We start from the raw sequence: 19429 nt of genomic DNA, 5'->3' as shown, positions 1-19429 counted from the left end.
GCACGCCGCGACGATGCCCGGCGGATGTCCGCGTCCGGACGCGACCGTCCCCCCCTCACCGGTCGCGATCCGGACGCGCACCTCGCATCGGGTGGGTGGGGCCGCGGAGCGCGCGGCCTCACCGGGCCCATCGCAGATCGAACTCCGGGAGCCGACGATGAAGCGCGAAGACCTCACCGAGAAGCTGCTCGACATCAAGCGCGAGAAGGGCTGGAGCTGGAAGCACATCCACGAGGCGATCGGTGGCCTGTCGCCGTTCCTGATCACCGCGGCCTGCCTGGGCCAGATGAAGCTGCCGAAGGCCCAGGCCAAGCGGGCGGCCGAGCTCTTCGGCCTCACCGCCGCGGAGGAGCGGATGCTCAACGAGCCGCCCTACCGCGGCTCGATCCCGTCGATGCCGCCCACCGACCCGCTGATCTACCGGTTCTACGAGCTGGTGATGGTCTACGGCACGACCTTCAAGGAGCTGATCCAGGAGGAGTTCGGCGACGGCATCATGTCGGCGATCGACTTCAACATGGACATGGCTCGCGAGGCCAACAACAAGGGCGACCGCGTGCGGCTGACCATGTCGGGCAAGTTCCTGCCCTACAAGTACTACGGCAACGACGACGACACCCCGGAATACGGCCTCAAGGAGGGGTGAGCGTCGAAGAGGGCCCGACACTCCGGAACGCACTCTCAACCTGAGACGACGGGCGATCGGAGATCGCCCGGCCTCGAAGGAGCCCTCCGGAAGGCGCGCGATCCCTGGAGGGCTCCTTCGAGGGCTTCGCTCCGCTTCGCCACCTCAGGATGAGGGCGTGGACCGGACAGGCCGCAGGCCGATCCGTCCCGGAGAAGCGGCCGCGCCGGGCCGCAATCCACGCGTTGCGACCGGATCCCGTTTCAGGCCGTCGCCGGCCGGCCCTCCGGCTCCAGGTAATCCTGCACCGGCTGCGCCGGGCCGCCGCGCATCAGCACGTAAAGGAACGGCACCAGCAGCAGGGTCGCGGGCGTCGCGAAGGCGATGCCGCCCATCACGGCGCGGGCGAGCGCGGCGTTCTGCTCGCCGCCCTCGCCGGTGCCGAGCGCCATCGGGACCAACCCTAAGAACATCGCCGAGGCGGTCATCAGCACCGGCCGCAGCCGCGTCTCGCCCGCCGTGATCGCGGCCTCCAGAGCGCCGCAGCCCGTCGCCTCCCGGTGCTCCTTGGCGAAGGTGACGAGCAGGATCGAATTCGCCGAGGCGATGCCCACCGACATGATCGCCCCGAAGATCGACGGGATCGAGAAGGTCGTGCCGGTGACGAACAGCGCGAAGGTGATGCCGCAGAACGCCATCGGCAGGGCGGCGATCACCACGAACGGGTCGCCCCAGCTCTGATAGTTCACCGCCATCAGCAGGTAGACGGCGATCAGCGCGATGCCGAGGCCGATCTCCAGGCGGAAGAAGGCCGAGCGCATGTTCTCGATCTGCCCGCGGACCGTGATCTTGTCGGGCGCCTCCAGGTTCTTCTGCTCGTCCTGGACGATCGCGTCGATCTCGCGGGCGACCGAGCCCAGGTCCCGGTCCTGCACCGAGGCGTAGATGTCGAAGGTCGGCTGGATGTTGACGTGGCTGATCATGGTCTGCGTCGGCACGCGCCGCAGGTCCGCGAGGCTGGAGAGCAGGGTCAGCACGCCGGGGCCGGAGCCGGAGGTCGCGGCGGCGCGCACGAACATCGGCGTGTTGCGCAGGTCGGTGAGCGAGCTGTTGCGGTATTCGGGCGTCTGCACCCAGAGCTGGTAGGGAATGCCGGTCTTCGGATCGGGCCAGAAGTTCGGCGTGACCTGGTAGCTGCCGGACAGCGAGATGTTCATGTTCTGCGCCACCTGCTGCTCGGTGAGCCCGAGTTCGGAGGCGAGGCGCCGGTCGACGTCGACGTAGAATTGCGGCGCGTTGACGATCTGCTGCAGGTGCACGTCGACGAGGCCCTTCGTGTGCTTCAGCCGCTGGACGATGCGCTGGGCGACCTCGAGGTCTTTCTCCTTGTGCCGGCCGGAGACCTGCACGTCGATCGGCGTGATGACGCCGAAGTTCAGGATCTGGGTGATCATGTCGGCGGGCTGGAAATACACGGTCACGTCGGGGAAGCGCTTCATCAGCACGGCGCGCAGGCGCTTCGTGTAGCCCGCCACCGAGCCGTGCCCCTCCTTCAGGCTGATGAGCATCTGCCCGTCATTGTAGGAGACGAACGAGCCGTCCGAGAACGCGAAGTTGTAGTTGCTGGACGGCAGGCCGATGTTCTGGAGGATCTGGTCGACCTCACATGCCGGGATCACCTCGCGGACGGTGTCCTCGACCTCGGCGAAGACCTGCCGGGCGGTCTCGATGCGCATGCCGGTGCGCGTGCGCAGATGCATGGTCATCTGGCTCGCCTCGATCTGCGGGAAGTAGTCCTGGCCGACGAAGACGAACAGCACGCCGGTCATGCCGAGCACGCCGCCGACGGCGCCCAGGGTGACGATGCGGTGGCGCAGCACCGCGTGGAGCAGGCCGACATAGCCGCGGTGGAACCGCGCGAAGCCGCGCTCGAAGGCGCCGTGGATCCGGCCGGCAAGCCGCAGCGCGGGGGCGCCGACGAGGCCAACGGCCCTGGCGATCCGGCCCCGCCGGGGGGCCTCGTGCTGCGCCCGGTGCGCGTCCCGGTCCTTGGCGTGCTTCTGCCGGTATTCCGGCGCCACGATCACGTCGATCATGAGCGGCACCAGGGTCCGCGACAGCAGGTAGGAGGTCAGCATCGCGAACACCACCGCGAGCGCCTGCGGGGTGAACAGGTATTTCGGCGTGTCGGTGAGCGCGAACACCGCGGTGAACGCCGCGCAGATCGCCAGCGTCGAGATCAGCGCCGGCTTGGCGATGCCGGCGGCGCCGTGGACCACGCTCTCGCGGAATTCCTCGCCCTCCTCGAACAGCCGGTAGGTGTTCTCGATCGCCACCGTGGCGTCGTCCACCAGGATGCCGACCGCGAGCGCGAGGCCGCCCAGCGTCATCACGTTGATGGTCTCGCCGAGCGCCGCCAGCACGGCGAGCGAGGTCATGACGCAGAGCGGGATCGAGATCAGCACGATGATCGTCGAGCGCCAGGAGCCGAGGAACAGCAGGATGGCGAGGCCCGTCAGGGCCGCCGCGGTCAGCGCCTCGTGCAGCACGCCCTCGATGGCGTTCGAGACGAAGACCGACTGGTCGAACAGCGGCTTGATCGACAGCCCCTCGGGCGCGGCGGCGCGGATCGTCGGCATCGCCGCCTTGACGTTGTTGACCACGTTGAGGGTCGAGGCGTTGCCGTTCTTGATGATCTGCATCAGCACGGCCTGCTGGCCGTCGGCGCTGACCACGTTGACCTGCGGCGGGCCGCCGTCGCGGACATAGGCGACGTCGCGCACCAGCACGGGCTGGCCGGCCACCACCTTGATCGGCGCGAGGTTCAGGGTCTCGATCGACGGCGGGGTGGCGTTGAGCTGGACCGGGTATTGCTGCTCGCCGATCTTGGCGAGCCCGGACGGCACGGTCAGGTTCTGGGCCGTCATGGCGTTGGTGACGTCGAGCGGCGTCAGGCCGAGCGCCTGGAGGGCGTTGAGGTCGAGGTCGACCATGATCTGCCGGGGCGCGCCACCGAAGGGCGACGGCAGGGTCGAGCCGGGCACCTGCGCGAGCGTCTGGCGGATCCGGTACTGGGCGTAGTCGTAGACCTCGTTGAGGCTCTGCTTGGCCGAGGTCAGGGCGAGCTGGATCACCGGCACCGAGGAGGCGGAGTAGCGCACGATCACCGGCGGCTGCGTGCCGGGAGGCATCACGGCGCGGATCGAGTTGGTCGAGGAGACCACCTGGGCGATGGCGAGATCGAGGCTGACGGTGGGCTCGAAGTAGATCCGCTGCACCGCCGTGCCCTGGAGCGTCGTCGACTCCATGCGGCGGATGTTGTTGACGTTGTTGGAGATGCCGTACTCGGCGTAGGTCGTGATGCGCTGTTCCATCTCCGGCGCCGAGAGGCCGGTATAGGTCCAGACCACGACGACGACCGGGATGTCGACGACCGGCAGCACGTCCTTGGGCGTGACGAGGATGGCGCCGACGCCGCCGAGCATCATCAGCACCGCGAGCACGTAGGTCGTGATCCGGAACTTGAGCGCGTAGAGGACGAGGCCCATGCGGTCTCCGCCGGCCGGCCACGGGCCGGCAACTCCGCGTTGTGTACCGGTTCACCGGCTAAACCCGGACTGTTTCGCTATCACGTCCGGTCAGGCAAGGGGCGGGCCGCGACGCCGCAGGGCGGGGGCTTTGTCGCGCACGGGTCCATCAACCCCACCGGGACCTCAGGATGAGGTCGGGAACGGGACAGGCGTCCATCGGGCGGTCGGCGCGGCCGGGCGTGTGCGCTTCATCAGGCACTCGGGGTGTTCCCACCCGCGTCCTCATCCTGAGGTGCCCGCGCCAGCGGGTCGCGAAGGAGGGTTCCAGGGAGCGCGCAGCTGGCTGGACGGCTCCTTCGAGGCGGCCGCTGCGCGCCCGCACCTCAGGATGAGGGCGCGGGTCGGAAAAGCCGGCGCGGTGTTGCCGCGCCCGCCGGAGCGGCGCGGCCCCGGCCTGTCACCGCAGCAGCGCGCACTTGTCGACCTGCAGCGCCGCCGCGATCTCGTCGAGCGCCTTGTGTTCGACCGCGCTGATGCCGTCGAAATCGGCCACGTCGGCGCCGATCAGGAAGACGTCCTGGCGCTGCTCGATCGGCCGCTCCGCGATGGCGCCGACGAGGCGCAGGTTCTCCAGGCGCCCGGCCCGGGTCTTGGCCCGGGCGATGGCCTCGTAGAGCTCCTGTTCGACCCGGAGGGTGTCGTAAGATTTCTCGAGGATCGGGTTGGCGCGGATGCCGGTGATCGCCGATTCGATCTCCTCCTCGGCCACGTCACCGTCGGCCACGATGACGTTGGCCGCCGACGAGACTGCCGCCTGCAGGAAGACCGCGTCGCCCGCATACGACATGATCGTGCGGCCGAACCGAAGGATGGCGTCCTGGAAAATGCTCATGCCGACCTCCCGTCGGGTCGGAAATGGCAGACATTGTGGCCGCCGAGTCAAGATGCGGCCGAGCTTGGCTCGGGGATGCCGGTCTCAAGTGGCAGGCTCGTGGCCCGGCCAGTCCCGCCCGAGATGGGCCGCCACGCGGGCCGGATCGTCGCCGACCGCCTTCACGGCGGCCTCGACCTGCTCCACCGGGACCATGAACCGGCGCGCCCAGTAGGCCCGCTCCCAGGCATGGGCGACGTTCACGGCCCTGGGTTCGATCGGATCCTGCAGGCTCTCGTCTGTCATAGGCCCTCCGCGTCTCACCAGGGCCGGCCGGCCCTCCGGCGTGGAGAACGCCGGCCGGGCCGGATCGGGTCCGCGTTCAGTCTCCGCGTAGCCGCCTTCGCGGCGCCCTTCAGCAGCAGCGGAACCCCGAGGTGTTGCCGACCCCGAAGCGGGCGTTCTCCCGGTTGCGGAAGAACTCGACCTCGGTCATCGGCGCCCGGTCGGGATGGGTGCGGCGGACATGCTCGGCATAGGCCGCGTAATCCCCCTGCCCCACCATAAGCCGGGCGCCGTCGCAGACGCATTTGGACAGGGTCCGGATCCGGTCCCGCAGGTTCGACGACTGCAGCATGGGACCTCCTACTCCGCCGCGACCATGCGCGGCTCCGTCTCCAGGGCGGTCCAGCGATCCGCGCGCCACGCCTTCAGGCAGGCGGCGATGCCGAAGCCCGCGATGGCGACGACGAGGCCGATGAACAAAGCCGCCAGCGCCGCATCGATCCGGTCGTTGAGGATGATCTGCCCCATCTGGTCGGCGTTCTTGGCCGGCGCCAGCACCTTCCCCTCCGCAGCGGCGGCCGCGTAGCGCTGGGCATGGGCCAGAAACCCGATCTTCGGATCGGCGGAGAAGATCTTCTGCCAGCCGGCCGTGAGGGTGCAGATGCACAGCCACGCGGTGGGGATGATGGTCACGAACGCGTAGCGCTCGCGCTTCATCTTGAAGATCACCACCGTGCAGAGCGTCAGGGCCACCGCGGCCAGCATCTGGTTCGAGATGCCGAAGAGCGGCCACAGGGTGTTGATGCCGCCGAGCGGGTCGGTCACGCCCTGGTAGAGGAAGTAGCCCCAGGCGCCCACCGAGATGGCGGTCGCCGCGATGCTCGGCCCCCAGGCCGTCGTGTGCTTGAACGCCGGCACCGCCAGCCCGACGAGATCCTGCACCATGAACCGGCAGGCGCGGGTGCCCGCGTCCACCGCCGTGAGGATGAACAGGGCCTCGAACAGGATCGCGAAGTGGTACCAGAAGGCCATCATCGCCTTGCCGCCCACGGCCGAGGAGATGATGTGGGCCATGCCGACCGCCAGCGTCGGGGCGCCGCCCGCGCGGGAGATGATCGTGTGCTCGCCGACGTCGGCGGCGGTCTGGGTGATGATTTCGGGCGTCGTGGTGAAGCCGAGCTTGGTCACCGCGGCGGCCGCGGTCTCCGGCGTCGTGCCGACCAGGGCGGCGGGCGAGTTCATGGTGAAGTAGACGCCCGGGTCGATCACGCAGGCCGAGACCAGCGCCATGATCGCCACGAAGGATTCCATCAGCATGCCGCCGTAGCCGATGAAGCGGGCATCCGCCTCGCTGGCGATGAGCTTCGGGGTGGTGCCCGACGAGATCAGGGCATGGAAGCCCGAGACCGAGCCGCACGCGATGGTGATGAACAGGAACGGGAACAGGCTGCCCGCCCAGACCGGGCCGGTGCCGTCGACGAACTTGGTGATCGCCGGCATCTGCATGTGCGGCGCCACGAAGGCGATGCCGAGCGCCAGCCCGACGATGGTGCCGATCTTGAGGAAGGTCGACAGGTAGTCGCGCGGGGCGAGCAGCAGCCAGACCGGCAGGATCGAGGCGACGAAGCCGTAGCCGATCAGCATCCAGCAGAGCTGCGGGCCCGTGAAGGTGAAGGCCGGTCCCCAGACCGGGCTCGCCGCCACCGAGCCGCCGGCGACGATGGCCAGCATCAGCAGGACGAAGCCGAGGATCGAGACCTCACCGATCTTGCCCGGCCGGATGTAGCGGGAATAGACGCCCATCAGCATGGCGATCGGGATCGTCGACATCACCGTGAAGGTGCCCCAGGGGCTCTCGGCGAGCGCCTTGACGACGATGAGCGCCAGCACGGCGAGCAGGATCACCATGATCAGGAAGGTGCCGAACAGGGCGATGATGCCCGGCACGGTGCCGAGCTCGGCCCGGATCAGCTCGCCGAGCGACCGGCCGTCCCGGCGCATCGACACGAACAGGACCATGAAGTCCTGGACCGCGCCGGCCAGCACCACGCCGGCCAGGATCCAGAGCATGCCGGGCAGGTAGCCCATCTGGGCGGCAAGCACCGGGCCGACCAGCGGGCCCGCGCCCGCGATCGCCGCGAAATGGTGGCCGAACAGGACGCCGCGATTGGTCGGCACGTAGTCGAGCCCGTCATTGTGACGCACCGCCGGCGTCACACGCCGCGGGTCGAGCCGCATCACTTTGTCGGCGATGAACTTTGCATAGTAGCGATAGGCGATGAGGTAGACGCAGACGGAGGCGACCACGATCCAGAGGGCGTTGATGGTCTCGCCCCGCTGGCTCGCCACGATCGCCAGCGCCGCGGCGCCGAGCGCCCCCACGAGGGCCCAGGGCCCATGCCTGCCGATCGCCGTACCCATGTTCTCCTCCCAGAACGCCGCCTCTGGCTCGGGCGGCTCTTCAGCCGCCGGCCGGAATTCGTGGATCCCATGCGACAGGTCCAGTTTATCCTATCGGCCTCCCGTTGACGCAAGCGATCTGAGCTGTGATGCAGCGCTCCGGACCGCACGATGACCGCAGCGTGTAACAGCGGACATTCGTCACGGACCTGTTCTCTTTGCCGGGCCGGACCATGGAAACCCGACGCCGCTCGCCGCTGATGTGGCTCCTGCTGCTGCCCTTCCTGGGGCTCCTGTGGGTTCCATTCTACAACCAGCACGATCCGATGCTGTTCGGGTTCCCGTTCTTCTACTGGTACCAGCTGGCCTGGGTGCCGCTGACCTCGCTGATCCTCTACGTCGTCTACCGGGCCGTGCGCGATGACCGCTGATCTCGATATCCCGGCCCTGTCGGTCTTCGTCTTCTTCTTCCTGCTCGTGACCGTGATGGGCTTTGTCGCCGCCCGCTGGCGCCGGCCCGAGACGCTCGCCCATCTCGACGAGTGGGGCCTGGGCGGCCGCAAGTTCGGCACTTGGATCACGTGGTTCCTGATCGGCGGCGACTTCTACACCGCCTATACGGTCATCGCCGTGCCGGCGCTGGTCTACGCGGTGGGCGCCTACGGGTTCTTTGCCCTGCCCTACACGATCATCGTCTACCCGTTCGTCTTCGCGGTGATGCCGGTCCTGTGGCAGGCCGCCAAGGACAAGGGCTACGTCACGGCCGGCGACGTCGTGTACGGCACCTACGGCTCGCGGAGCCTGGAGCTCGCCGTTGCGCTGACCGGCGTGATCGCCACCATGCCCTACATCGCGCTCCAGCTCATCGGCATGGAGGTGGCGATCAAGGCGTTGGGGCTGCACGGCGAGATCCCGCTGATCATCGCCTTCCTGGTGCTGGCCTTTTACACCTACTCGTCGGGCCTGCGGGCACCGGCGCTCATCGCCTTCGTCAAGGACATCATGATCTACGTCGTGGTGCTGGTGGCGGTGGCGATCGTGCCGTCGAAGCTCGGCGGCTACGGCGCGGTGTTCGACGCGGCCGACGCCGCCTTCAAGGCGAAGGGCTCAGGCGGCATCCTGCTCAGCCCGGCCCAGATCCTGCCCTACGCGTCGCTCGCGCTGGGCTCGGCGCTCGCGGCCTTCATGTACCCGCACACCCTGACCGGGATCTTCGCCTCGTCGGGCGGCAACACGATCCGCAAGAACGCGGTGCTGCTGCCGGCCTACACGCTGCTGCTCGGGCTCCTGGCACTGCTCGGCTACATGGGCCACGCCGCGGGCCTCAAGGTGACGAGCAACAACGATGTCGTCCCGGCCCTGTTCAAGACCCTGTTCCCGAGCTGGTTCGCGGGCTTCGCCTTCGCGGCGATCGCCATCGGCGCCCTGGTGCCGGCCGCGGTGATGTCGATCGGCGCGGCCAACCTGTTCTCGCGCAACGTCTGGAAGGCCTACGTCAACCCGAACGTGACCCCGTCCGGCGAGGCGCAGGTCGCCAAGATCACCTCGATGCTGGTCAAGATCGGCGCGCTGGTGGCCATCCTGGTCCTGCCGACGCAGTTCGCCCTCGACCTGCAGCTGCTCGGCGGCCTGTGGATCCTGCAGACTCTGCCGGCCCTGATCTTCGGGCTCTACGTCTCGTGGTTCCGCGCGCCGGCGCTGCTGGCCGGCTGGGGGGTAGGCTTCATCGCCGGCAGCATCATTGCGTGGTCGGACGGCCTGAAGCCCCTGCACACCCTCGCCTTCGGCGACACGAAGCTCACGCTCTATACGGGCCTCCTGGCCCTCGCGGTGAACATCGTCGTGGCCGTGGTCGTGAACGCGGCGCTGGCCCTCGGCCGCCCGGCCCCGGCGACCGCGGCCGGCCGCTGAGCCACGGTTTGGGATTGCGCCGGAGCGATCCGGCGCGCGTGAGGAGAGCACAATGGCGAAGGTCGCATTCCTGGGTCTCGGCGTGATGGGCGGCCCGATGGCCGGCCACCTCGCCAAGAAGGGTGGCCACGACGTCACCGTCTACAACCGCACCACCCCCAAGGCCGAGGCCTGGGTGAAGACCTATGGCGGCGCCCATGCGCCCACGCCCCGGCAGGCCGCCGAGGGCGCCGAGATCGTGTTCGCCTGCGTGGGCAACGACGACGACCTGCGCAGCGTCGTGCTGGGCGACGACGGGGCGCTGGCCGGCATGAAGCCCGGCGCGGTGTTCGTGGACCACACCACGGCGTCGGCCGAGGTCGCCCGGGAGCTGGCCGCAGCGGCCGAGGCCAAGGGGCTCGGCTTCATCGACGCCCCGGTCTCCGGCGGCCAGGCCGGCGCCGAGAACGGCGTGCTCACCGTGATGTGCGGCGGCGATCCGGCGACCTACGCCAAGGTCGAGGGTGCGATCGGGTCCTTCGCCCGCGCCTGCCGCCTCATGGGCCCGGCAGGCTCCGGCCAGCTCACCAAGATGGTCAACCAGATCTGCATAGCCGGCCTGGTCCAGGGCCTGTCGGAAGGCGTCCACTTTGCCAAGCGCGCCGGGCTCGACGTGGAGGCGGTGCTCGACGTGATCTCCAAGGGCGCCGCCGGCTCCTGGCAGATGGAGAACCGCGGCAAGACCATGAACCAGGGCAAGTTCGACTTCGGCTTCGCGGTCGACTGGATGCGCAAGGATCTGGGCATCCTGCTGGACGAGGCCCGCCGCAACGGCGCCAAGCTCCCGGTCTCGGCGCTCGTGGACCAGTTCTACGCCGAGGTGCAGGCCATGGGCGGCGGCCGCTGGGACACGTCCAGCCTCGTGGCGCGGCTGGAACGCTGAGAGGCAAGGGCTTCCGAGACACGACCTGCCCCTCTCCCGTGCGGGAGAGGGAACCCGCGCCAGTCGCGGCAACAAGTGAGCCTGATCCGCCCGACGGATCGGGCAATCCCATCAAGGCAGGGCGGCGCCCTCCGCGGCCTCTGGATCGAGCCAGCGCCACTCCATCCCCATCTGGTGGCGGAACCACGTGAACTGGCGCTTGGCATAGGCCCGGGTATCCGCCTGTCCCCGGGCGATGGCCGCCTCCAGGTCGATCGCACCGTCGAGATAGGCGATCAGGCCCGGCACGCCGTGGGCGCGCATCACCGGCAGCATCGGGTCGAGTCTTCGCGCGCGCAGGCGGGCGACCTCATCCAGCGCGCCCTCCGCGATCATGGCCCGGAAGCGGGCGTCGATGCGGGCGCGCAGCACCGCGCGGTCGGGCGCGAGGAAGATTTTCTTGAGGGCCCAGCCCGCCAGCGGGCCGGGAACGGGATCGCCGTAGAAGCTGGCGATCGGCCGCCCCGTCGCGCGAAAAATCTCCAGGGCGCGCATCACCCGCATCCGGTCGCTCGGGCGCAGGCGGGTCGCCCCCTCCGGGTCGCAGCGGGCGAGGTCGGCGTGCAGCGCCTCGGTCGGGCGCCCCTCGGCCTCGGCACGGACCTGCGCGCGCACCGCCTCCGGCACCGGTGGCAGCTCCGAAAAGCCCTGCTCCAGCGCCCGGAAATACAGGCCGGTGCCGCCGACGAAGACCGGCAGCCGCCCGTCGAGCGTCCCCAGCAGCGTCGCGGCATCGCGCGCGAACTGCCCGACGGAGTAGTTCACGGCGCCGTCGACATGGCCGTAGAGCCGGTGGGGCACCCGCGCCTCCTCCTCCGGGTCGGGCCGGGCGGTGAGGCGCCGCAGATCCGCGTAGATCTGCATGGAATCGGTGTTGATCACCACGCCGTCGTGGCGCAGCGCCAGCCGGGTGGCGAGCGCCGACTTGCCCGAGGCGGTGGGCCCTGCGATGAGGATCGCCGCCGGGCGCCCCCCGGCTTCCTCCCGGTCTGGCGGCAAGGCGTAACTCCACGATGCTGGTCGCGGTCCTGATAGCAAACCCGGATCGGCCGTCCATCACCGACGCGGTGCTGGCCGAGACGCGCGCCGTGCTGCGGACGGCGCACCAGCCGCGGATCCTGCACGGGGAGGTCGCGGCGGAGCTTCTGGTATCGGGCGAGCCCGCGGCCGCGGCCTCTCTCACGGAGAAGCTGCGCGCAGCGCTCGCAGGCGAGCCGATCGACCTCGCCGTGCTGCCCGCCGGCGCGCACCGGCGCAAGCGCCTGTTCCTGGCCGACATGGACTCGACCATGATCGAGCAGGAATGCATCGACGAGCTCGCCGGGACGCTCGGCCTCAAGGATCACGTCGCGGCGATCACCGAGCGGGCGATGCGCGGCGAGATCGCCTTCGAGCCGGCTCTGCGCGAGCGCGTGGCGCTCCTGAAGGACATCCCAGTCGGGGCGGTCGATGGTCTGATCGCCGAGCGCCTCAGCCTCACGCCGGGTGGTCCCACGCTGGTGCGGACGATGCGGGCGCACGGCGCCCATACCTGCCTGGTCTCGGGGGGATTCACCCTGTTCACTGGCCCGATCGCCGGAAAGATCGGCTTCCATGAGCATCGATCCAACGTGCTGGACATCGTGGGAGAGCGCCTCACCGGCACCGTGGCGGATCCGATCGTCGGCAAGGCCGAAAAGCGCGCGACGCTGATCGAGCTGCGGGAAACGCTTGGCCTCGGCCACGTGGACACGCTGGCGGTCGGCGACGGCGCGAACGACCTCGACATGCTGACCGAGGCCGGTCTCGGCGTGGCGTTCCGGGCGAAGCCCGCGGTGGCCGCTGCCGCCCATGTCCGGATCGAGCACGGGGACCTCACCGCGCTCCTGTACCTGCAGGGCTACGCAGCGGCGGAGTTCGTGGGGTGAACGACGGCCTTCAGTGCAGGATGCGGGTCAGGACGATGACCGCTCCGAGAACGGCCAGCGTCTGGAAGCCGAGAGCCGCACCGCCTCGCGGCACCAATGTGTCGGCCCGCGGCGCTCGCTCTGACTGCGCGAAGACCGCCGCTCCGCGTGGAGCGACGGCCGTCGATCTCGCGGGTGACGCGTCTCAGTCCAGCCCGATCGCCACGAAGCGCACGTCGCCCGTGGCGCCCGCGACCAGCAGCAGCACCGACTTGCGCCCCTCCTTCTTCAGGGCGTCGACGCGCTTGGTGACGTCGGCCGGGGTGCTCACCGCCTCCTGGCCGACCTCGACGATCACCTCGCCCGGCTGGATCCGCTTGTCGGCGGCGGTCGAGTTCGGATCGACCCGGGTGACGACCACGCCCTTCACCGTGTCCTTGATGGAGTATTTCCGGCGCAGCTCGTCGGTCATGCCGGAGAGGTTGAGACCGAGCGCCTGGCGGGTCGCGCTCTCGGGCTCGGGCTGGCGCAGATTGGCGAACTGCGGCTTGTCGCTGTCCTCCAGGCGGCCGAGGGTGACGGGCTTCGTCACCTCCTCGCCCTTGCGGACGACCACCACGTCGACCTTCTGGCCCACGGGCGTCGAGGCCACGATCCGCGGCAGGTCGCCGGAGGCCTTCACGGGGGCGCCGTTGAACTTGACGATGACGTCGCCGACCTCGATTCCCGCAGTCCTGGCCGGCCCCTTCTCGTCGACGCCGGCCACCAGGGCGCCCCGCGCCCCGCCCTTCAGGTTGAGCGCCTCGGCGGTGGCGTCGTCGACGTTCTGGATGCGGACGCCGAGCCAGCCGCGCCGGACCTCGCCGTAATCGCGGAGCTGGTCGATCACGGGCTTCGCCGTGCCCGAAGGAACCGCGAAGCCGATGCCCACGGAGCCGCCGGTGGGCGACAGGATCGCGGTGTTGATGCCGATCACCTCGCCGTCCATGTTGAACAGCGGACCGCCCGAGTTGCCCTTGTTGATGGCCGCGTCGGTCTGGATGTAGTTGTCGTAGGGTCCCGACTCGATGTTCCGGCCCCGGGCCGAGACGATGCCGGCCGAGACCGAGCCGCCGAGCCCGAACGGGTTGCCGATGGCGATGACCCAGTCGCCGGGCCGCATCTTGTCGGAATCGCCGAACGGCACCGCCTTGAGCGGGTGATCGGCCGTCGGCTTCACCCGCAGCACGGCGAGGTCGATCTTCGAATCCTTGCCGACGATCTCGGCCTTCAACTTGGTGCCGTCGTGCAGGATGACCTGGATGTCGTTGGCGTCGCCGATGACGTGGTTGTTGGTCACCACGATGCCCGAGGCGTCGATGATGAAGCCGGAGCCCAGGGAGTTCGACTTGCGCTGCTGGCGCGGCATGTCGTTGTCGCCACCCTTGCCGCCGCGACGGTTGAAGAACTCCTCGAACAGGTCTTCGAACGGCGTGCCCGGCGGCACCTGCGGCATGGTGCGGCTGCCGCGGGCCTCGACCGTCGTCGAGGCGGAGATGTTCACCACCGCGTCAGTGACCTGCTCGGCGAGGTCGGCGAGAGAGGCCGGCCCCTTGGCGAAGGCCGGAACCGGCAGGGTCGCGGTCGCCACGGAGGCGCCGACGAGGATCGCCGCCATGAACGCACGGGCGCGGGAGCGTGGCTGCGCCGTGGCGCGGCCGATGGGCGCCGCTGGGGCGCTCGCGACGGGGTACATGATCGACCTCTTCAGAACGCGTTTCCGGCCCCGCAGGCCGCCGACCGGGGATCGGCAGCCCGCAGGTTTTCTCGCAAGGTAGTCCCCGGGCGCCGGGGCGCCAACACGCGCCCGGTCAGGGCGCCGCCCCGGCCGTGGACCCGGTGGTGGCGCTCGGATCGGCGGGCCCGCGGGGTGCACGCGGCGCCGAGGCGGCCGCCTTGCCCTGCGGATCGCTGAAGTAGCGGAAGAAGTCCGAGCTGGGGCTGATCACCAGCCGCGTGTCGGAGCCCTTCAGCCCAGCCTCGTAGGCCTGCATGGAGCGGTAGAAGCTGAAGAAGTCCGCATCCTTGCCGAACGCGTCGGCGAGAATCCGGTTCTTGTCGGCGTCGCCCTGGCCGCGCAGCTGCTCGGATTTCTGGGTCGCCTCGGCGAGAATCACCGTCACCTCGCGATCGGCCTTGGCGCGGATCGTGGCAGCGATCTGGTCGCCGTTGGCGCGGATATCGGCTGCCTCGCGCTCGCGCTCGGTCTTCATCCGCCGGTAGACCGCAGCCGAGTTCTGCGCGGGAAGGTCGACGCGGGTCATGCGCAGGTCGACGATCTCGATGCCAAGCGCCTTGGCCTGCCGGTTCACGTCCTCCTGGATCTGGTGCATCAGCTGGCCGCGCTCGGTCTTCACGATGGCGTCGCGGGTCGAGCGGGCAAGCACGTTGCGCAGGCTGGAATTGGTGAAGCTCGCGAGCCTTTGGTTGGCCAGCCCGATATTGCCCACCGCCTGGTAGAAGCGCAGCGGATCGAGGATCCGGTAGCGGGCGAACGCGTCCACCTCCAGGTTCTGCCGGTCGGCGGTGAGCACCGTCTGCACCGGCAGGTCGAGGTCGAGCACGCGCTTGTCGAAGATCACGACGTTCTCGGCGAACGGGATCTTGAAGTAGAGGCCGGGCTTGTCCTCGCCGGTGGCGTTGAGCACGGCGCGCACGCGGCCAAACTGCAGCACCAGCGCCTGCTGCATCTGGCCGACGGTGAAGATGGAGGCGTAGAGCCCGATCGCGACGATCGCCGCGATCACGATCAGGCCGGTGCGGAGCGCCTGTTTCATCGGCCGGCTCCCGTCTGGTTCTGGGCGCGGGCGCCGAACTCGGAGAGCGGCAGGACCGGCAGCACGCCGGCCGCCGCGGCCGAACCGGGCTGCGTCCCGTTCTGATCGATGATCACCTTGTTCACGGAGCCCAGAACCTTCTCCATCGTCTCCAGGAAGATCCGCTCGCGGCTGACGGCGGGGGCGGCCTTGTAGGAGGCGTAGACCTCGCTGAAGCGCGCCGCCTGGCCGGTGGCGTCGGCGGTCGCCTTGGTCCGGTAGGCCTCGGCTGCCTGGACGATCTGGGACGCCTTGCCCCGCGCCTGCGGCACCTCGCGACTGGCGTAGGTCTTGGCCTCGTTCTGCGCCGTGTCGGCGTCCTGCTGGGCGGCGTTCACGTCGATGAAGGCGGGGCGCACCTCCGGCGGCGGGTTGACCGAGACGAGCTGCACCACCTCGATGCGCACGCCGGCGCCGTACTCGTCGAGCGCCTTCTGGACCATCTCCTTCACCTCCTGGGCGATGCTCGACTGCTCGTTGGTGAGGATCGCCTGGATGTTGCGGCGGCCGATCACCTCACGCATCGCGCTCTCGGAGATCGCCTTGATGGTGCCCTCCGGGTTCTGGAGGTTGAACACGAAGTCGGAGGCCTTCAGCGGGTTGACCCGCCACTGCACCTCGAAGTCGAGATCCACGATATTCTCGTCGCCGGTGAGCATCAGGCTCTCGTCCGGCACGTCGCGGTTGCGGCCCTGGCCGCCGGGGCCGGCGCGGAAACCGATCTGGATCGAGTTCTGGGAGCCGACATCCGGCTTGACGACGCCGCCGATCGGATAGGGGAAGTTGTAGCGCAGGCCCTCGCCCTTGGTGCCGACATAGCGGCCGAAGATCGTCTCGATGCCGACCTGACGGGGGTAGACGGTGTAGAATCCGGTGGCGAGCCAGACCGCGACGGCGAGCGCCGCGATCACCGCGGCGCTGCGGCCGCCGCCGACGCCCGTCGAGCCGCCGCCGCCGTAGCCGCCGGAGCCCCCGCCGCCCGGGATCAGGCCGCGCAGGCGGTCCTGCCCGCGCCGGAGCAAGTCCTCAAGGTTCGGCGGGGTCTTGCCGCCGTTGCCCCAGGGGCCGCCACCGTTGCCGCCGGGCCGGCCCCAGGGCCCCCCGCCGCCGCTCTGATTGCTCCAAGGCATCCTAGCCGTCGTCTCCTGCCTGTCCGCGCCCGACCCACACCCCGGCCGGCGCTCCCTGCCTGAACGGCCACGCTCGGCCCCCTAGTCCCGTCCGTCCGGAACGGCCGCCCTGCGACACAGTCCGGTTGACGGGCTAAGCGCCTGCCCGCACGCATCTTCCCGCAGGATGCGGGCGCCCGCCGTGGGGATGCGCACCTTACAGGCACCTGCGGGCGTGTGCCCCATGCTGTCAAGGCTGGCAGGTGGGCACGCGCGGCGCGGAAGGCAAATGCGGCGGCGCGCCTCAGCGGACGCGCTCCCAATCGACGAACGCGAAGGCGTGCTCGTCGCGCGGACCGGCCGGATGCGGCTCGCGGAACGTCTCCCGGAAGCGCGCACGATCAAAAGCCGGGAACCGCACGTCGCCCTCCGGCTCCGCCTCGACCTCCGTCAGGTGGAGCCGGTCGGCCTGCGGAAGTGCGAGTGCGTAGATCTCGGCGCCGCCCACCACCATCAGCTCCGTCCCGGCCGCCGCCAGCGCGGCGTCCCAGTCGTGGACGGTCTCGGCGCCCTCCGCCCGGAAGCCGCGGTCCCGGGTGAGCACCAGGGTGCGACGCCCCGGCAAGGGCCGGCCGATCGAGTCCCAGGTCCGCCGGCCCATCAGCATCGGCTTGCCCATGGTCAGGGCCTTGAAGCGCTTGAGATCGCTCGAGAGATGCCAGGCCAGCCCGTTGTCGCGGCCGATCACGCCGTTGCGGGCGACTGCGGCGACCAGTGAGACGGTCGGGCTCATACCGCCACCGGGGCCGCGATGGCCGGGTGCGGGTCGTAACCCTCGACGGAGACGTCCTCGTACCGGAAGGCGAAGAGGTCGCGCACCGCGGGGTTCAGCCGCAGCCGCGGCAGCGGGCGCGGGGCGCGGGCCAGCAGGGCGCGCGTCTGCTCCAGGTGGTTCCGGTAGAGATGCGCGTCGCCGAAGGTGTGGACGAAATCGCCGACCCCGAGGCCGGTCACCTGGGCGATCATGTGGGTCAGGAGGGCGTAGCTCGCGATGTTGAAGGGCACGCCGAGGAAGGCGTCCGCCGAGCGCTGGTAGAGCTGGCAGGAGAGGCGCCCCTCGCTCACGTAGAACTGGAACAGGCAGTGGCAGGGGGCGAGCGCCATCCGGTCGAGGTCCGCCGGATTCCAGGCTGAGACGATCAGCCTGCGGGAATCGGGGTTGCGCCGGATCTCGTCCAGCACCCAGGCGATCTGGTCGACGGCGCCGCCCCCGGGCTTCGCCCAGGAGCGCCATTGCTTGCCGTAGACCGGGCCGAGATCGCCGTGTTCGTCGGCCCATTCGTCCCAGATTGTCACGCCGTTCGCCCGCAGGGCGGCCACGTTGGTGTCGCCCGCCAGGAACCAGAGCAGCTCGTGGATGATCGAGCGCAGGTGCAGCCGCTTCGTGGTGACCAGCGGGAAGCCGGCCGACAGGTCGAAGCGCATCTGGTGGCCGAACACCGAGAGCGTCCCGGTGCCGGTGCGGTCATCCTTGGCGGCACCCTCGTCGAGGATGCGCCGGAGCAGGTCGTGATAGGCGTCCATCGGGCACTCCTGCGCCCCAGAGTGGCGGCCGGCAAGTTCGCAGCCGGTATATGGCCCCCGCGGGCTCGCGTCTCGATGCGGGACGGGCGCGTGGCTCAGGCCGGCCAGAGCAGATAGGTCACGAGGGCGAGGTTCGACCAGCCGTGAAGCGCGATGCCGGGCCACAGCCGGCCGGTGCGCCAGCGCAGCCAGCCGAGCGCGACGGCCAGCGGCAGGAGCGAGACTGGCCTGGCGAGCCCCCAGGACGAGACATGGGCGGCCGCGAAGATGATCGCGGTGACCAGGATCGCCCCCGCGGGTCCCAGCGCCGCGTGGGCGCGGGCGAAGGCCTCGCCGCGCAGCAGCAGTTCCTCGGCCACGGGTGCCAGGATCGCCAGATAGGCGAGCCATGCCGCGACCGCGGCTTGGCTCATGAACGGGGACAGCCGCACATGCTGACCGAAGCTCGCCCCGAACATCTCCGCCGTCCCGGTGACCCAGGTGATGTGCAGCACCGGCCAGACCAGGAGAATCGCCAGGAGCGCGACCGGCCGCATCCCGTTCGGGCGCTCACGGTCGAGGGCGAGGCGGCGGCGCCACCCGGACCGGTCGCGCCACCACGCGCCGCCGAGCACGAGAAGGGCGAGGAAGACCTGGCGCAGGGCATCGACCGCGAAGGTCCGGTGGGCGAGTTCCACCGGGCCGAGGAACGGCCGCCGCTCGGGCGCCAGGAACGGGTCGATGCCGTCCCACAGGTCGAAGCCGACGCGCACGACCACGAGGGAGAGCAGGCTCGCGGCGCCCAGGTAGAGGACGACGAGGCCGACCAGGGCGCCCAGCCGCCAGATCACCGACCCGATCCGATCGGCAAGGCTCCGGTCGAGGAGAGTCCCGTCGAGAAGGGGCGCCCCGTCGGGCGCGATGGCGCGCGACTGCGCGCTTCCGGCAACAGCCTGGACCGGAGACTCGCCGTGCGGCAGCCGCGCGATACGATCGGGCTTCAAAACCGGACCGATCCCCTCTATATCTCGGGAGCCGGTCGCGAGGCCGGCTATGGCGATAAACGTTCTTCGCAATAAACCTATCGGACCCGGGGGCGGTACCCGGCGCCTCCACCCGAGCCCAGGACATGCTGCCGCAAGGTGCATGATCGGAACCTGGGCTTTGGCGGGGGCGAAATAGGATCGACGAGGGCGTAAAGGTTGAGCTTTCGCTCGGCATGGTTCCGCCGTTATCGGGCCATTGCAATAGTTGCCAACGACAACTTTGCTCCGGTGGCGGTGGCCGCGTAAGCGGTCCCCAATACCGACCTAAAGTCCTAGCGGGTAGCACCGCATAGGCGGGGTTCGGAGGCACCTGGCAACAGAAGCCTCCACTTCAATTCCTCGGTCCGGCCATCCGCGGCGGGGCGCCGGGCAGACCGGGCTAGAGCG

17 protein-coding genes and 1 other RNA gene are annotated in these 19429 nt (G+C 69.7%); 6 read left to right on the top strand and 12 right to left on the bottom strand.

Going from position 1 to position 19429, the window contains the following annotated elements; all coding sequences use genetic code 11:
• The first annotated feature begins 157 nt into the window (after positions 1–157).
• Entirely contained in the window at positions 158–646 is a 489-nt protein-coding gene (gene cynS / locus ACYCO6_RS33190) for a cyanase (protein WP_459767425.1), read from the top strand.
• A gap of 242 nt (positions 647–888) precedes the next feature.
• Here cynS and ACYCO6_RS33185 read toward each other — a convergent pair whose 3' ends face one another.
• From ACYCO6_RS33185 to ACYCO6_RS33165, 5 genes are all read right to left on the bottom strand, one after another.
• Positions 889–4173 (bottom strand): efflux RND transporter permease subunit, encoded by a 3285-nt coding sequence (locus ACYCO6_RS33185; protein WP_459767423.1) that lies wholly within the window; start codon positions 4171–4173, stop codon positions 889–891.
• A 439-nt stretch (positions 4174–4612) separates the two neighbouring features.
• Positions 4613–5047, bottom strand: a complete 435-nt coding sequence (locus ACYCO6_RS33180; RefSeq protein WP_459767421.1) for a tellurite resistance TerB family protein — start codon at positions 5045–5047, stop codon at positions 4613–4615.
• Between the two features lie 84 nt (positions 5048–5131).
• Positions 5132–5332, bottom strand: a complete 201-nt coding sequence (locus ACYCO6_RS33175; protein ID WP_459767419.1) for a DUF3606 domain-containing protein — start codon at positions 5330–5332, stop codon at positions 5132–5134.
• A gap of 109 nt (positions 5333–5441) precedes the next feature.
• Complete coding sequence (locus ACYCO6_RS33170; protein ID WP_459767417.1) at positions 5442–5663, bottom strand: YbdD/YjiX family protein; 222 nt, start codon at positions 5661–5663, stop codon at positions 5442–5444.
• An 8-nt stretch (positions 5664–5671) separates the two neighbouring features.
• The gene (locus tag ACYCO6_RS33165; protein WP_459767415.1) at positions 5672–7732 is read right to left on the bottom strand and encodes a carbon starvation CstA family protein; all 2061 of its coding nucleotides are present in this window, start codon (positions 7730–7732) and stop codon (positions 5672–5674) included.
• A 212-nt stretch (positions 7733–7944) separates the two neighbouring features.
• On the opposite strand from ACYCO6_RS33165, the gene ACYCO6_RS33160 reads away from it, so the two are divergent.
• From ACYCO6_RS33160 to ACYCO6_RS33150, 3 genes are read left to right on the top strand one after another with little or no spacing between them, the layout of a single operon-like run.
• Positions 7945–8142, top strand: a complete 198-nt coding sequence (locus tag ACYCO6_RS33160) for a DUF3311 domain-containing protein (RefSeq protein WP_160536759.1) — start codon at positions 7945–7947, stop codon at positions 8140–8142.
• Entirely contained in the window at positions 8132–9622 is a 1491-nt protein-coding gene (gene mctP / locus ACYCO6_RS33155) for a monocarboxylate uptake permease MctP (protein WP_459767412.1), read from the top strand. The genes ACYCO6_RS33160 and mctP overlap by 11 nt, the downstream gene beginning before the upstream one ends.
• 52 nt (positions 9623–9674) lie before the next feature.
• Positions 9675–10544: an NAD(P)-dependent oxidoreductase gene (locus ACYCO6_RS33150; protein ID WP_459767410.1), complete on the top strand. Its 870-nt coding sequence runs from the start codon at positions 9675–9677 to the stop codon at positions 10542–10544.
• A gap of 111 nt (positions 10545–10655) precedes the next feature.
• On the opposite strand, the gene miaA is transcribed toward ACYCO6_RS33150, so the two are convergent.
• A complete protein-coding gene (gene miaA / locus ACYCO6_RS33145) occupies positions 10656–11582 on the bottom strand; it encodes a tRNA (adenosine(37)-N6)-dimethylallyltransferase MiaA (RefSeq protein WP_459767408.1) in 927 nt (308 codons plus the stop codon).
• 14 nt (positions 11583–11596) lie between these two features.
• On the opposite strand from miaA, the gene serB reads away from it, so the two are divergent.
• On the top strand, positions 11597–12490 hold the full coding sequence (serB, locus tag ACYCO6_RS33140; protein ID WP_459767406.1) for a phosphoserine phosphatase SerB: 894 nt from the start codon (positions 11597–11599) through the stop codon (positions 12488–12490).
• Positions 12491–12674: 184 nt separating this feature from the next.
• Here serB and ACYCO6_RS33135 read toward each other — a convergent pair whose 3' ends face one another.
• From ACYCO6_RS33135 to ACYCO6_RS33110, 6 genes are all read right to left on the bottom strand, one after another.
• Complete coding sequence (locus ACYCO6_RS33135; protein WP_459767404.1) at positions 12675–14204, bottom strand: DegQ family serine endoprotease; 1530 nt, start codon at positions 14202–14204, stop codon at positions 12675–12677.
• Positions 14205–14319: 115 nt separating this feature from the next.
• Entirely contained in the window at positions 14320–15285 is a 966-nt protein-coding gene (gene hflC / locus ACYCO6_RS33130; RefSeq protein WP_459767402.1) for a protease modulator HflC, read from the bottom strand.
• Entirely contained in the window at positions 15282–16454 is a 1173-nt protein-coding gene (gene hflK / locus ACYCO6_RS33125) for an FtsH protease activity modulator HflK (RefSeq protein ID WP_459767400.1), read from the bottom strand. Before hflK ends, hflC begins: the two co-directional genes overlap by 4 nt.
• Positions 16455–16737: 283 nt before the next feature.
• Positions 16738–17226: a dihydrofolate reductase gene (locus ACYCO6_RS33120; protein WP_459767398.1), complete on the bottom strand. Its 489-nt coding sequence runs from the start codon at positions 17224–17226 to the stop codon at positions 16738–16740.
• Positions 17223–18017, bottom strand: a complete 795-nt coding sequence (locus tag ACYCO6_RS33115; protein WP_459767396.1) for a thymidylate synthase — start codon at positions 18015–18017, stop codon at positions 17223–17225. The genes ACYCO6_RS33120 and ACYCO6_RS33115 overlap by 4 nt, the downstream gene beginning before the upstream one ends.
• Positions 18018–18112: 95 nt before the next feature.
• On the bottom strand, positions 18113–19000 hold the full coding sequence (locus ACYCO6_RS33110) for a CPBP family intramembrane glutamic endopeptidase (RefSeq protein WP_459767394.1): 888 nt from the start codon (positions 18998–19000) through the stop codon (positions 18113–18115).
• Between ACYCO6_RS33110 and ssrA the strand changes: the two genes are divergently transcribed.
• Positions 18992–19373, top strand: a transfer-messenger RNA (tmRNA) gene (ssrA, locus tag ACYCO6_RS33105). The genes ACYCO6_RS33110 and ssrA overlap by 9 nt on opposite strands.
• Positions 19374–19429 lie beyond the last annotated feature (56 nt).

The sequence above is a fragment of the Methylobacterium sp. CM6257 genome, assembly GCF_054611515.1.
This window is presented reverse-complemented; position numbering and strand designations above follow the sequence as displayed.